The organism is Thiorhodovibrio litoralis (assembly GCF_033954455.1).
In the GTDB taxonomy this organism is placed as follows: domain Bacteria; phylum Pseudomonadota; class Gammaproteobacteria; order Chromatiales; family Chromatiaceae; genus Thiorhodovibrio; species Thiorhodovibrio litoralis.
In genome coordinates, this window is record NZ_CP121473.1 from 1,741,680 (window position 1) to 1,755,732 (window position 14,053).

Annotated in this window: 11 protein-coding genes and 1 pseudogene; 4 read left to right on the forward strand and 8 right to left on the reverse strand. The window is 64.4% G+C overall.

What is annotated here, in order from left to right:
• Positions 1-131: 131 nt before the first annotated feature.
• The 7 genes from mfd to bioB all read right to left on the reverse strand — a co-directional run bounded on the left by mfd (position 132) and on the right by bioB (position 9,766).
• Positions 132-3,734, reverse strand: coding sequence for a transcription-repair coupling factor (gene mfd, locus Thiosp_RS07640; RefSeq protein ID WP_201064129.1), 3,603 nt, complete (start codon positions 3,732-3,734; stop codon positions 132-134).
• 152 nt (positions 3,735-3,886) lie between these two features.
• Positions 3,887-4,363 carry a hypothetical protein gene (locus Thiosp_RS07645; RefSeq protein WP_201064131.1) on the reverse strand — a complete coding sequence of 159 codons (477 nt, stop codon included), beginning with the start codon at positions 4,361-4,363 and terminating at the stop codon, positions 3,887-3,889.
• Between the two features lie 136 nt (positions 4,364-4,499).
• The gene (gene bioD / locus Thiosp_RS07650) at positions 4,500-5,201 is read right to left on the reverse strand and encodes a dethiobiotin synthase (protein WP_201064134.1); all 702 of its coding nucleotides are present in this window, start codon (positions 5,199-5,201) and stop codon (positions 4,500-4,502) included.
• Between the two features lie 167 nt (positions 5,202-5,368).
• A complete protein-coding gene (gene bioC, locus Thiosp_RS07655; protein ID WP_323697110.1) occupies positions 5,369-6,241 on the reverse strand; it encodes a malonyl-ACP O-methyltransferase BioC in 873 nt (290 codons plus the stop codon).
• A gap of 134 nt (positions 6,242-6,375) precedes the next feature.
• Positions 6,376-7,254: a pimeloyl-ACP methyl ester esterase BioH gene (gene bioH, locus Thiosp_RS07660; protein ID WP_201064138.1), complete on the reverse strand. Its 879-nt coding sequence runs from the start codon at positions 7,252-7,254 to the stop codon at positions 6,376-6,378.
• A gap of 104 nt (positions 7,255-7,358) precedes the next feature.
• Entirely contained in the window at positions 7,359-8,765 is a 1,407-nt protein-coding gene (locus Thiosp_RS07665; RefSeq protein WP_242518319.1) for an aminotransferase class I/II-fold pyridoxal phosphate-dependent enzyme, read from the reverse strand.
• On the reverse strand, positions 8,762-9,766 hold the full coding sequence (gene bioB, locus Thiosp_RS07670; protein ID WP_201064140.1) for a biotin synthase BioB: 1,005 nt from the start codon (positions 9,764-9,766) through the stop codon (positions 8,762-8,764). The genes Thiosp_RS07665 and bioB overlap by 4 nt, the downstream gene beginning before the upstream one ends.
• Here bioB and Thiosp_RS07675 point away from each other — a divergent pair.
• Both Thiosp_RS07675 and Thiosp_RS07680 read left to right on the forward strand, forming a co-directional pair.
• Positions 9,765-10,043: pseudogene (locus Thiosp_RS07675) on the forward strand (double zinc ribbon domain-containing protein); the annotation flags it as partial. The gene bioB and the pseudogene Thiosp_RS07675 overlap by 2 nt on opposite strands.
• A gap of 123 nt (positions 10,044-10,166) precedes the next feature.
• Positions 10,167-10,613: a ComF family protein gene (locus Thiosp_RS07680; RefSeq protein WP_323697146.1), complete on the forward strand. Its 447-nt coding sequence runs from the start codon at positions 10,167-10,169 to the stop codon at positions 10,611-10,613.
• A gap of 154 nt (positions 10,614-10,767) precedes the next feature.
• Here the strand turns inward: Thiosp_RS07680 and Thiosp_RS07685 are convergent, their stop codons facing one another.
• Positions 10,768-11,052, reverse strand: a complete 285-nt coding sequence (locus Thiosp_RS07685; protein ID WP_201064344.1) for an RNA recognition motif domain-containing protein — start codon at positions 11,050-11,052, stop codon at positions 10,768-10,770.
• Between the two features lie 663 nt (positions 11,053-11,715).
• Here Thiosp_RS07685 and pyk point away from each other — a divergent pair.
• Positions 11,716-13,164, forward strand: coding sequence for a pyruvate kinase (pyk, locus tag Thiosp_RS07690; protein WP_201064146.1), 1,449 nt, complete (start codon positions 11,716-11,718; stop codon positions 13,162-13,164).
• Complete coding sequence (locus Thiosp_RS07695; protein ID WP_323696965.1) at positions 13,151-13,927, forward strand: alpha/beta fold hydrolase; 777 nt, start codon at positions 13,151-13,153, stop codon at positions 13,925-13,927. The genes pyk and Thiosp_RS07695 overlap by 14 nt, the downstream gene beginning before the upstream one ends.
• The last annotated feature ends 126 nt before the right edge of the window (positions 13,928-14,053 follow it).

Here is a 14,053-nt window from a genome sequence, read left to right on the forward strand (position 1 = left end):
TCCTCTGGTAACTGGAAGCCACCCAGCCGATGTCAATCTGCGTATCAGCGGTTGCGTAATAATTCTGTTGCCCGCGATCAGGCCGCAAATGTGATGCTCTGCGCATGGGGGCTTCCGACAACTGCGTCAGCTCAGGTCTGCCCGGTCAGTTGCCCCAAAATGGTATCGACCTGTGCCGCGCGTTTGTCGCCCTCGGGCATGTCGCGATAGAAGCGCAGCGCCCCGGCGCTCTGGTCGAGCTTGAACTCCTTGGGCCGGCTTTGAATCAGTTGCACCAGGCGCATGTGGTCGATCTTGGGCTCCTCGCCGAACAGAATGCGCCCGCCCTTGGGGCCTGCTTCGATCTTGCGGATGCCGTGGGGCTGGACCTTGAGCTTCAGTTCGGTGATTGTGAACAAGTTCTTGGCCGGCTCGGGCAGCAGGCCGAAGCGGTCGATCATCTCGACTTTTAGCTCTTTCAATTCATTCGTATCGGCGGCGCTGGCGATGCGTTTGTAGGTGATGAGCCGGGTGTGGATGTCGGGCAGGTAGTCGTCTGGTAGCAGGGCAGGGAGGCCAAGATCGATCTCGGCGCCATGGTCGAGCGGGCGGTCCAGCTCCGGCGTGCGCCCGGCTTTGAGCGCCTGCACGGCGCGTTCGAGCAGATCCATATAAAGGGTGAAGCCGACTTCGTGAATCTGGCCGGATTGCTCCTCGCCGAGTAGCTCGCCGGCACCGCGAATTTCCAGATCGTGGGTGGCCAGGGTGAAGCCGGCGCCCAGGTCTTCCAATGATTCAATCGCCTCCAGACGCTTTTTGGCATCCGCCGTCATGGTCTTGGCCGGCGGGGTGATCAGGTAGGCATAGGCGCGATGATGCGAGCGCCCGACGCGACCTCGGAGCTGATGCAGTTGCGCCAGCCCCAGCTTGTCGGCGCGGTTGATTAGGATGGTGTTGGCGCTGGGCACGTCGATGCCGGATTCAATAATGGTCGTGCACACCAGCAGGTTGAAGCGGCGGTGATAGAAGTCGCGCATGACGCGCTCGAGCTCCTTCTCGCGCATTTGGCCGTGGGCGACCTGCACCCGCGCATCCGGCACCAATGCCTCGATTTTCTGCGCCATGTTCTCGATGGTCTCGACCTCATTGTGCAGAAAGTAAATCTGCCCGCCGCGATTGATCTCGCGCTGACAGGCTTCCTGGATCAGACTGTCGTTCCAGGCTGAGGTGAAGGTCTTGATCGGATGGCGCTCGACCGGTGGGGTGGCGATGATGGACAGATCGCGCAGGCCGGCCATGGACATATTGAGGGTTCGCGGGATGGGGGTGGCGGTCAGTGTGAGAATATCCACCTCGGCGCGCAGGCTTTTGAGCTGCTCCTTGTGGCGCACGCCAAAGCGGTGCTCCTCGTCGATGATGGCTAGCCCAAGATTCTTGAACTTGATCGACGGCTGCAACAGCTTGTGGGTGCCGACGACGATGTCGACGGTGCCAGCGGCGAGGTCGTCGATGATCGTCTTGACCTCCTTTGCGCTGCGGAACCGGGACAAGCTCTCGACGCGGATTGGCCAGTCGGCGAAGCGGTCGGCGAAGTTCTGATAGTGCTGCTGGGCGAGCAGAGTGGTCGGCACCAGCACCGCGACCTGGCGCCCGCCATTGGCGGCGACGAAGGCCGCGCGCATGGCGACCTCAGTCTTGCCGAAGCCGACATCGCCGCACACCACGCGGTCCATCGGCTTGGGATCGGCCATGTCGGCGAGGATCGACTCAATGGCGCGCTCCTGATCCGGCGTCTCCTCGAACTCAAAGGCGGCGGCAAAGTCGCGGTACTCGGCGCTCGGATCACCAAAGGCGTGCCCTAAGCGCGCGGCGCGGCGGGCGTAGATGTCGAGCAACTCGGCGGCGACATCGCGCGCCTTCTGTGCTGCCTTGCGCTTAACGCGATCCCAGTGGTCGCTGCCAAGTTTGTGCAACGGCGCGCTCTCGGGCGAGCTGCCGGTGTAGCGCGCGATCAGATGCAGGGAGCTGACCGGCACATAGAGCTTGTCGCCGCCTGAGTATTCGAGCGCGAGGAACTCGGCCTTGTTGCCGCCGAACTCCAGGGTTTGCAGGCCGAGAAAGCGCCCAACACCATGATCCTCGTGGACGACGGGCGCGCCGGGATGCAATTCGGTCAGGTTGCGCACCACCGCATCGCCGTCCGGCCCTTGTTTGCGTCGGCGACGCTCCTGGCGCACCCGCTCGCCATAGAGCTGGGTCTCGGTGATGAGCGCGAGGCGGCTGCTCTGCTGTGCGTCTCCTGCGGGCAGACCGCCCTCAGGCACGGCCTCAAGCAATAGCGGCTGCTCGATGGGCGCGACTGTGATGGCGATGGGGTCTTCGCCATTGACGAAAGCCGCCCAGTCGCCGACCGCCGCCGGCTGAATGCCAAAGCCGTGCAGATGATCGCGCAGCAGCTCGCGCCGGCCGCCGCTCTCGGCGACGAAGAGCACCCGGCGCCCGGGCTCGTTCACAAAGGCCTTGAGCGCTGCTGCCGGCTCGGCCGCGCGGGCCTGAATCTGCAGTGGCGGCAGCCCGGCGGTGGCAAAGTTCACCACCTGCGCATAGCCTTTGCGTCGCTGCGCCACCTCCGTGGTTTGCCAGCACACACCGGGCATGGTATTGAGCTTGCCGGCGAGTTCGTCGGCATCCAGATACAGCTGCCGCGGCGGCAGAATCGGGCGCTCAACATCATGGCAGCGCTGCTCGAAGCGCGTGGCGATGGTGTCGATGAAGGTTGCCGCACTCTCGCGCACCTCGGCGCTCTCGAAGGCAAGCGTGTGCTCGGGCAGGTAGTCAAACAGGGTCGCGGTCTCATCGAAAAAAAGCGGCAGGTAATACTCGATGCCACCCGGCAGCCGGCCCTCGGAGACCTCGCGGTAGATCATGCTGGCGCGCGGGTCGCTATCGATGCTGGCGCGATACCTTTGGCGAAAGGCGCTGATGGCCTCCTCGGTGAAGGGAAACTCCCGCGCCGGCAGCATGCGCACCGACTCCAGCTTGGCGATGGAGCGCTGGCTGTCCGGGTCGAAGGTGCGGATGGACTCGATCTCATCGTCGAACAGATCGATGCGCAGCGGCTCGGTCTGGCCCATCGGGAAAATATCAAGCAAAGCACCGCGCACCGCGAACTCGCCATGGGCGATGACCTGCGACACGCACTGATAGCCTGCATCGGTCAGCCGCTGTCGGGTCTGGTCGAGATCGAGCCGGTCGCCGATGGCCAGTACCAATGCCTGGCTCTCGACATAATGGCGTGGCGGCAGGCGCTGCATCAGGGTACCGACTGGTGCCAGCAGCACGCCGCGTTCAAGCTGCGGCAGGCGATAAAGCGTCAGCAGCCGCTCGGAAACCAGCTCCGGCAGCGGCGAGAACAGATCATAAGGCAGGGTTTCCCAGTCCGGGAAGCGCCACACCGGCAATCGCTCGGCCTCTTCGTTCCCCCGATCGTCCCCTTTATCATCCAGAAAAAACGGCAGCTCCGCGTGCAGCCCGTTGGCCGCTGCCATGTCGGGCACCACCACCAGCAGCGGGCCATCGGCCTGGCGGGCCGCCGAGGCGATGGCCAGTGCCCCCGCTGCGCCATAGAGCCGACCCCATAGCAAGCGCTCTGATGGCGGCTGGGGCAAGTGTGGGGCGAGCGGAGAGCACGCGCGCTTGGTTGGTTGCGCGTTGTCCTCGCCAAGGTGCGCGGACGCGGGAAAGGCAGCTGACATGGAACGGAAGGAAGGAATGATCGAAAGCCGCGCATTTTCGCACACCCGCGTTGCGGCTGCATGAAGCGGAATTTAGCCGGACTCGCCGGTGCCGAGCCTCTGGTGCTGGCCGTCGGGCAGACGGCTGCATTTCCTCGGGTCGAATGGGACAGCTAGCGGCATGTGCAAGATGCAAAGCCAAAATGCGTTACCCCGTCGATATCGTAGGCCTTGATCTTGCCCTCCATGACGATGTCCGGGCCGGCTTGGAACTGAAAGGTTTCGCCGTTTCCAACGATTCTGCCGATAAGGTCCTTCGGTTGGCCGCGGCATTTTCCGTCGGATTGTCCGTCGCACAGTGATACGCGGGTGGAGAAATGGGCATCGAGAATCTCGCCTTTGAGGTATCGGCCATTTTTCTCGTCTGGGTTGATTCTTAGCCGGACGCTATGCAGTCCGGTATTTATCGCCGCCCACTGGCACTTGGAAATCCAACCGCTTGCCTGGGTGGCCTGGCCCCCGGTGCACGGCGGTGGCGGAGCATTGGGGTCCGGCTCGCTGCCCATAGCAAAGACCATGGCGGGGGAGAGGCTGAAAATCAGCGCGGCGCAGGTCAAGACCGATGCGATTGTATTGCTCTTGCTTTCCATGTGTTTCACGCGTTGAAAAATAGATGGTGACGATGTTTATTAAAAACCCCTGCGAATATGCAGTGTCAGGATACGACAGGGTTTGGTTAAATGCCAACGTGTTTGTGTTCGTTCGTGTGAAAGGATTGGGAGCGGCCTAGCGCAGGCCGGCCAAAGCATCTGTCAGGCTCAATCGCGGCGCGATCGTTTCCGGCACGGGGTCGGTCAGATAAGGGATGCAGCCGAGGCAGGGCGCGTGCAGGCGGGACCTCAAGGTGGCGATGTTGGCCTCGATGGCCTGCATTTCGGGGTCGGTCTGGGTGGCGATCCAGCCGACGAGGCGGCAGCCGTCGGCAGCGATGGCGGCAGCGCTGAGCAGGGCGTGATTCAGGCAGCCGAGCCGCAGGCCGACGACCAGGATGACGGGCAGGGGGGCGGTGTCGCCGAGCAGGGAGGGCAGGTCGCGCACCATGAGCCGATCGTCGAGCGGGACATGCCAGCCGCCGACGCCTTCGACCACTACCCAATCGGCCTTGGCGCGCAGCCATTGGTAGGCCCGAAGGATGCGCGCGGGGTCGATGGGCTGTCCGCTTTGTTGCGCGGCGATATGGGGCGCAATGGGTGGCGCGAACGCGATAGGGTTGAGGTGCTCGTAAGGGACTGGCTCGCTTCCGGCGGCCAACAGTGATAGCGCGTCGGCGTTGCGCAGGCCCTGAGTCGTGCGCTCGCAGCCGGAGGCGATCGGCTTCATGCCCAAGGCGCTCGCGCCCTGGGCGTGCAATGCGCGCAGGAGCCCAGCGGCGACCAGTGTCTTGCCCGCCCCGGTGTCCGTGCCGGTAACAAAAATGCCCTGGCTCATTGTGTGATAGACCTGCAAGAGATGGTGTTTCGGATTCTTTTGGCCTGGCAACGCACGCGGGAGACGCCGTGAATACTTCCCGCACCCGTCACGCGGCCCAAAACAAAACGCATTTGCGAGGGGGCAATTTTCCGCCGATTGCTGCTGATTGAAGCTGAAGAGGCCTTTCAGGCGCGAGGGGTTGGTGGACGGTGCCGAATCGCGCTGACCGGGATGGCGATGCCCTGATCGGTTAGCTGCTGCGGCGGGGCTTTGTTGGGTGCCATCCAGGCGTGGCCGTAGATGACCTCCCAGGTCGAGGGCAGGCGGCCTTCCTGGCGGAATTTCTCGTAGGCGGCGGTCATGCGGCGCAGGCGCTCGCGGCCGGTCAGCCCGCGCTGGCGGTCCTTGAGCCGGTTCTGGGTGCCGAGCGACTTCATGTCGGCCATCAGGTCCTTGACCTCGGCGTAGGTCAGCGTCAGGCGCTCGCAGTCCATGACCGGGTCGGCAAAGCGCGCGCGCACCAGCTCATCGCCGATGTCGTGCATGTCGATGAAGTGCGACACATGGGCGTCGCCGTCGGCCTCGGCCCAAGCGCTGCGCAGCTCAATCAGGGTATCCGGGCCGAAGGTGCTAAACAGCAGCAAGCCGTTCGGCCGCAGTATGCGGAAGAGCTCGGCGAAGCAGCCGCCGAGGTCAGTGGACCATTGCAGGGTGGCATTGGAGAACACCAGATCGACGGAGTCGTCCGCGAGCGGCAGGCGGTCGATGTCGGCGCACAGGGCGCGCGGGCGGTTGCGCCAGTGGCCGCGGCGGCGGGCACGCGCGAGCATGCTGGTGGCGAAATCCAGGCCGACGACCCGGGCGCCGCGGTAGCGGCGGCACAGGTCATCGAGCGCGAGGCCGGTGCCGCAGCCAAGATCGAGCACGGTCTCTGGCTTGATGCGCATATAGTCCAGGCGCTCGAGCAGGCGCTGGCCGATCTCGCGCTGCAGCACGGCGGCGGCATCGTAGCTGGCGGCGGCGCGCTCGAAGGACAGGCGCGCGGCGGCCTTGTCGATGGCGCTCGGTTTGGCAGCCGTCTGGGGTGCTGCCGGGGGTGTTGATTGATGCGTGGGGCGGTTTACTGGCTGCGTCCCGGGCTGAGGCGCAGGCTGATGGCCTGGAGCCGCGGGCGCTTGGACGGATGGGGTGCTCAATGGTCGCTTCCTAGATTGATTGTTGGAGCGATCCATGAATCGATTGCCGGGTTCATCTCTGGGTTGATACCTGTATCGAGCCCGGAGTTAATCCCTGAACCACTTCCGGAGTCGATCCCAGAGTCCACCTGGGCCAGAAAATCGTTGATCAGCTCGCTCACGGCTTGGCTGTGCGACAAAAAGGGCGCATGACTGGCGCCGGGCACGCGTTCCACACGCGCGTGCGGATGCAGGATGGCAATGCGCTCGTCTACCTTGGCGGGTACCAGGGTGTCGCGCTCGCCAAAGAGCCACAGGGTGGGTTGGCGGATGTCCGGCAGCGGGCCGCGCAGGTCCTCATCCCGCAGCAGCTCCAGTCCGACGCGCAGGGCCTCGGGGTCGGCTGCGGGTGCGGTCTTGAGTGTCTGGCGCAGTTGCTTGAGCAGCTGCGGTGCCTGATCGCTGCCGCGCGCTTGCAGCGTCAGAAAGCGCTGCTGCGTGGCTTTTTGATCCTCGAGCAGGGCACTGTGGAATTGATCGAAGGTCTCCTGCGCCATGGCAACCTGCCAGTCGACGGCTTGGGTGAAACGCGGCGTGCAGCCGATCAAAATCAGCGCCCGCACCCGTTTGGGTGCCTGGCGCGCGGCCTGGAGCGCGACCAGACCGCCGAGTGACCAGCCAAGCCAGATGGCCTGCTCAGGGGCCTGGGCGAGGCAGGCATCGGCCCAGTCGGGCAGGGTAGTACTCTTTGGCGCCCAAGCAGACGCGGCACCGGCATGACCGGGCAGTGCCAGCGGCACGCGTTCGCGCCCGGCGGCCAGATTGTCCGGTAGCGCGGACCAGACGGCCGGGTTCATACCCCAGCCATGGATCAGGACGAGGGGGTCAGGATGCATGGATTGGAAGATCGAATGTCGATTGGTGGTGGGTCATCGGTTTGCGCATCGCGTTATGCCTCCGTGTGGCTAGCAGAATGCATCAGGCCGCTTAATTAAGGTTTTCAGCTGGGTGGGTGCTCATGGTTTGGCGCCGGCGTTCGCGGCAGACTCGCTAGCCCCTCCAACAGCCGATCGACGTCTTCGGTCCGATGGCTGGCGGAAAAACTGATGCGCAGTCGGGCATGGCCCTGAGGAATCGTGGGCGGGCGGATCGCCGGGACCAGCAGGCCGCGTGCTTCGAGCCGTCGGCTCCAATCGAGCGCGCGTGCCGCGGCGCCGGCCATCAGCGGTTGAATGGGAGTGGTCGATGGCATCAGTTGCAGGTCGAGCGCGGCCGCACCCTGGCGGAAATGGCGGATCAAGCGGGTGAGATGCTCGCGGCGCCAGGGCTCGGCGCGCATCAGCTCCAATGACTTCAGGCTGGCAGCGGCCACGGCGGGCGGCAGGGCAGTGGTGTAGATGTAGCTGCGCGCGCGTTGAATCAGCGTCTCGATCAGCGCCTCGCTGCCGGCCACAAAGGCGCCGAAGGTGCCGAAAGCCTTGCCCAGGGTGCCGACCAGAATGGGCACCTGTTGTTCGCTGAGATCGCAGGCGGTTTCGGGTTCCGCTCTGGCTTCGGCTCCGGCTTCGGCTTGCAGGGGGTTGGAGATGCCGGTGGCGTCCGCGCCGCGGTCGCCGCGCTCGGTCCGCGCTTTGGCGCGCGCCTCAAGCTCAGCTAAGGTACCGCGCCCCTCGGGGCCGATCACGCCGAAGCCGTGGGCATCGTCGATCAGCAGCCAGGCGCCGGCCTGCCGCGCTGCCTGGGCTAGCTCCGGCACCGGAGCGAGGTCACCGTCCATGCTGAAGACGCCGTCGCTGGCGATCACTGCTGTGGCTTTGTCACCCTGGCCGCCCGCGAGTAGACGCGCGAGATCGGCCGGGTCGGCATGGCGATAGCGGTGCAGACGGGCGCCGCTGAGACGGGCGCCGTCGATCAGCGAGGCGTGACTGAGTCGGTCGCACAGAATCTGCTCGCCCTGTCCGGTCAGGGCGCTGATGACGCCGAGATTGGCCATGTAGCCGGTGGAGAACAGCAGTGCGCGTTCGCGCCCGAGGAAGTCCGCCAGGGCTTCCTCGAGCTGATGATGGTAGCGGCTGTGGCCGTTGATCAGGTGCGAGGCACCGCTGCCGACGCCGAAGGTGCCGGCCGCGCGCTGAAAGGCGTCGATGACGCGCGCGTCGGCGGCCAAGCCGAGGTAATCATTGCTGCAGAAGGTTAGCAGCGTGCGGCCATCGACCTCCATCAAGGGCGCTTGTGGGCTGTCGGCGAGCCGCCGGTGGCGATAGAGCTGGCGATCGCCAAGCTCCAGCAGCTGCGTGTCGAGTGCGCGCGCGCGATGCAGGGACGCGGGCTCGGTTAATGTCGATGTGGATGCCGGGGTCGATGACGATGTCGATGTCGATGCCGGCGCCGCGGTTGCTTCTGTCATTTGAAGCAGCCGCCGGGCTCGTCGCGACCCTCGTGGGGCATGGCCTCGAACGCAAGCCCCAGCCGCTCGAACAGCGCGAGATCGCGGTTAGCGCCGGCATTGTCTGCAGTCAGAAGGCGCTCGCCATAGAAAATGGAGTTGGCACCGGCAAGATAGCAAAGAGCCTGTAGCTCGTCGCTCATGGTCGCGCGCCCGGCGGACAGTCGCACATAGGAGGCCGGCATCATAATGCGCGCAGTGGCGACGGTGCGGACAAATTCGATCGGGTCCAGCTCGGGGGCATCTGCAAGCGGCGTGCCCTCGACTTTCACCAGCAGGTTGATCGGCACCGACTCGGGGTGCGCTGGCAGGTTGGCCAGCTGAATGAGCAGCCCCGCGCGATCGCCGCGCGACTCCCCCATGCCGAGAATGCCGCCGCTGCAAGTCTTGAGCCCGACAGAGCGTATATGCTCCAGGGTGTCGAGCCGCTCCTGATAGGTGCGGGTGCTGATGACTTGGCCGTAGAATTCTGGGGAGGTGTCCAGGTTATGGTTGTAGTAATCGAGCCCGGCGGCTTTCAGACGTTCGGCTTGGGAATGGGTTAGCATCCCCAGGGTGACGCAGGTTTCGAGCCCAAGATCATGCACCGCCGTGATCATGGCGGTGACTTGCTCGAGGTGGGTGTCGCTCGGGTTGCGCCAGGCCGCGCCCATGCAAAAGCGGGTGGCGCCGGTGGCTTTGGCCTCGCGGGCGGCGGCTGTGACCTCATCGATCGACAATAGCCGCTCGCGCTCCAGACCGGTGTCGTGCTTGGCGCTTTGCGAGCAATAGCCGCAGTCCTCCGGGCAAGCACCCGTTTTGATGCTGAGCAGGGTGCTGACCTGCACCCGATTGGGGTCGAAATGCTGGCGATGCGCCTGCTGGGCGGTGAACAGCAGGTCATTGAAGGGGCGGCTGAGCAGAGCTTCGGCTTCCTGCTGAGTCCAGTCGTGGCGCAAGCGAGAGGCGATATCCAAGGGCATGGTGGGAGATATCCATGAGCAGCCGCTCAAGGCCGGACGTGCGCGGCCAGGCGACGGGGCAAAAGGCGACAAGCTTAAGGCTGTGACAGACGCTGTCAACCTTTGGGGTAACCTGCGGTTGACAGCGGGATGGCGTGCCGGGGCGGGCTTGCTGCGATTCGGGTTAAATCTTTGCTATCCGCCCACCTGTGTGCGCTGCGGTGCACCCGGTTCGGATGGGCTTGATCTCTGCCAGGGTTGTCTGGCCGACCTTCCCGAACTCGGGCCGAGTTGCAGGCGTTGCGCGTTGCCGCTATCGTTGGGTGCGGCGAACGCCCTGGAATGCGCTCAGTGTCAGCGCCACCCGCCAGCTTATGACCGATGCGTCGCCCTCTTTCGATATCAAGGGCCAGTGCGGGCAATGATTGCCGACTTCAAATTCCGTCAGCGGCTGCATCTTGGCCGCTTGTTCGGTCAGCTGCTGGCTGAAGCTGCCGTCTGGCAGTCGGGTCCATCGTTGCCGGAATTGCTGATTCCCGTGCCGCTGCACAGCAAGCGGCTGCGCGAACGCGGTTACAACCAGTCCCTTGAAGTGGCGCGCGTCATCGGGCGTGAATTGAAAATTCCGGTCGATTCCCGCGTGGTTGAGCGGGCTTGGGCGACGCCACCACAGCTGTCCCTGGCGCGAGAGGAGCGTCTGGCTAATGTGCGCGACGCCTTTCGTGTGCCGCGGCCGTTGCAGGCTCGGCACGTCGCGATCATCGACGATGTGGTCACCACCGGCGCCACGGCTGGCGAGCTTGCTGGCGTGCTGCATCAGGCCGGCGCCGAGCGGGTCGATGTCTGGGCGATTGCGCGCACGCCCTGATCAGGCTGATTTCTTTCCAGCCGGTGCCATTTCGGCCTGCCCGCGCAAACCCAACATGGGTTTCCGCGGCCAGTCCGCGCTGCAGGAAATGGGCGCCAGAAAAGGCGCTACAGAGAAGGTTGGGCGGGCAGCCCCAGCGCGCGGTTGGTGCTTCTTACCAGCGCTGACCGCCGCCACCGCCGCGCGGCGCACGCTCTGCCCGCGGCTTGGCCTGATTAACCCGAATCGGACGGCCTTTCAGCGGGGTTTCATTCAGCGCTTTGATCGCCGCGTCTGCCTCTGAATTGTTCGGCATCTCAACAAAGCCGAAGCCTTTCGACTGGCCTGTGAACTTGTCGGAGATTAAATTTGCGCTTTCGACTTCGCCATAGGCGGCAAATGCTTCGCGCAGTTCGTCCTCAGTTACGCCATAGGCGAGGTTGCCAACGTAGATATTCATCAGTCTCATCTCATGAAAAATGTGCATTGCAAAACAGTCGCCCCGCCCAGCCAATGCACGCACCGGGCGAGGTTCCAGACCCATGGTTGCGGCTGCCGGGGGAAGGAGCCTCCATGTGTCTGTTAGGAGCTTGCTAGCCAGCGCCGCTGACGTCATCGAGCGGACCGAAATATCCCGGTACCGGTTGATGCCTGGGCTCGATGGCGTTGGGTGGCGATCGGTTCGAGCGGGCCAAGACCCGGCGGCTATCGCGGCGAGAGCCGGCGGCGGCCAAATCTGGGCGAGATCGGAACGGTGCGCCGGTTGCGTGGCGATGCGGTCGATTGAGGAACGCAGGCCACCCACAGGGCGAAACGCATCGAGCGGAGGGGAGATCAACTAGGCGGGAGAATGAGTCACCGATATAGCGGCTAGCATTTTCGCGGTACGATACGCGAAAACCATGCAGGTGCAAAGAAAAATATTCGTGCTTTTGTTCACTGAGTATGACGGATCAAAACGGGATTTCAGCGCGTATTTTGACGAATCGGTCATCCGCGGGTGGCATCATAGGCATCTGGAACCTAACCAGCATCGCATCAACAGATTCGCGCAAACAGAGGCGAGTGAATTCGATCACCCCTCCAACCGCGCGTGCATCATCCCAACCAACGGAGCGCTATCATGCAGTTTCGCTCGCATAAGACAAAAATCGTCGCCACCATCGGCCCGGCTTCCGATCATCCGGAAGTACTGCGGCAGATGATCGATGCCGGCTTGAACATTGCCCGGCTCAATTTCTCTCACGGTGACCCAGCCTCCCATGCCGAGCGCATCGCTCGTATCCGCGAGGCTGGGCAACAGGCGGGCCAGCGTGTTGTCATCATGGGCGACCTGCCTGGTCCCAAGATGCGCATCGGCGACCTGGCCGAGGAACCGGTCGAGTTGGTGCGGGATAATCTTTTCACTCTCACCACCGAGGACATCCTCGGCGACGGCGAGCGCGCGAGCGTCACCTTCAAAGGGTTGCCGGCGGCGGTCAAGCCGGGTGATCGGCTGTTTTTGAACGACGGCTTCATTCTGCTCAAGGTGGTGGATGTCAGCCCCACCGAGGTGGTCTGCAACGTCCGCGCCGGGGGCGAGCTGCGCTCGCGCAAGGGGCTCAATCTGCCGGGTATCGACCTTGGCATCAGCGCCTTCACCGAGGAGGACCATGACTGGCTGCGCTTTGCCGCGGAGCAGCAGGTGGATGCTGTCAGCCAGTCATTTGTTGCCAGCGCCGACGACATCCAGGCGGTGCGCGGGGCCGCGGCAGCACTCGATTACCATCCCTTTATCATCGCCAAGATTGAGCGCGCCGACGCCCTTGAGGACCTTGAGGCGATTCTTGATGTCAGCGACGGCATCATGGTGGCGCGCGGCGATCTTGGCGTGGAAATCCCCATTGAGAGTATTGCTGTTGCCCAGAGGCGCATCACCGAGCAGGCCAATCTTTGCGGCAAGCCGGTCATCACCGCCACGCAGATGCTTGAATCCATGGTGCTATTCCGGCGTCCAACGCGGGCCGAGGCCACTGATGTGGCCAATGCCATTCTCGGCGGCACCGACTGTGTGATGCTTTCGGCTGAATCCGCCATGGGCCGGTTTCCAATCGAATCGGTCGCCATGCTGGCCGCTATTGCCACCGCCACCGAGCCCGAGCGCGACAGCCGAACACTTGCCCAAGCACTGGGCGCCTATGGCACCGGCGGCAGCCTGCGCGCGGTCGATCTGATCGCCCGCAGCGTTTATCACACCGTCGAGCGCAGCGCGCCTCATGCCATCATCGTCCCGACGCGCAGCGGCAACACGGCGCGCAGCATTGCCCGCTTCCGTCTGCGTGAGTGGATCGTCGCCTTCAGTCCGCTGCCGACAACCTGTCAGGCGCTTGAGTTCTCCTACGGCGTCCAGCCGATTGATGTGCGCGAGGACCGCGCCGAATGGGGCGAATTCGTCCGTGCCTGGCTGCGCGACATCGGCCTGCGCGACGGCCTGGTGCTGCTGACCCAAGGCCCTTCGGACGAGTATCCCTGCGGCAACCACCGCTTGGAGCTGATCGAGCTCGACCGGGATAACGCCAATGCTTGTCAATGAAGAAGTGCGCAGGTGTTGCACGTCCGACGGGCGCGCGCTCGCCTGGCGCGAATTCGGCCGCGGCGACGGCCGCCCGGTGTTCTATTGTCACGGATTCCCGAGCTCGGGGCGCGAAGCTGCGCTCCTGGACGCACCGGCGCGCGCACTCGGCCTGCGGCTGATCGCGCCGGACCGCCCTGGCTATGGCAGCTCGGACGACCAGCCCGGGCGCGCACTGGCTGATTGGCCGGCCGACCTTGTCTGCCTGGCCGACCATCTGGGTCTCGATCGCTTCGCCCTGATTGGCCTCTCGGGTGGCGGCCCCTATGCCGTCGCCTGCGCCTGGCGCATGACCGAGCGGCTCACCACCTGCACCTTGATCTGCCCACTCGGCCCCGTCTATCTGTCCGAGGTACTCGCGGCCATGAATCCGCCGGCCCGCGCCAGCCTTGCGCTGGCTAGGCGCTGGCCCTGGCTGGCGCGGCAGGTTTTCGGTGGACCAACCCCCTGGGTGCTGGCGCGCTGGCCCGGGCTGGTCGAGCGGGTGCGCACCTTGAACCTCCCGCCGCGCGACCATGTTGCCCTGGCCGAAGGCGATAACCAGGCGATCTTGAACAGCACCATTTCCGACGCCATGGCCAATGGCGCGCGCGGCGCCCGTCGCGACCTGCACCTCTACACCCACGACTGGCAGATTCCCTTCGATGCCATCCAAGCGCCCATCACCATCTGGCATGGAGATGCAGATGCCACGGTACCTCACGCACGCCCGCTGGTATCGTGATCACTTGCCTGGGGCGAGCCTGAATACACTGCCGGATCAGGGGCACTTTTCGGCTCCCATTCACTTTGGCGAGCAAATCCTCAGCGCCCTCTGAATGATGCTGCCAACGGCTGAGTCAATTCCAGG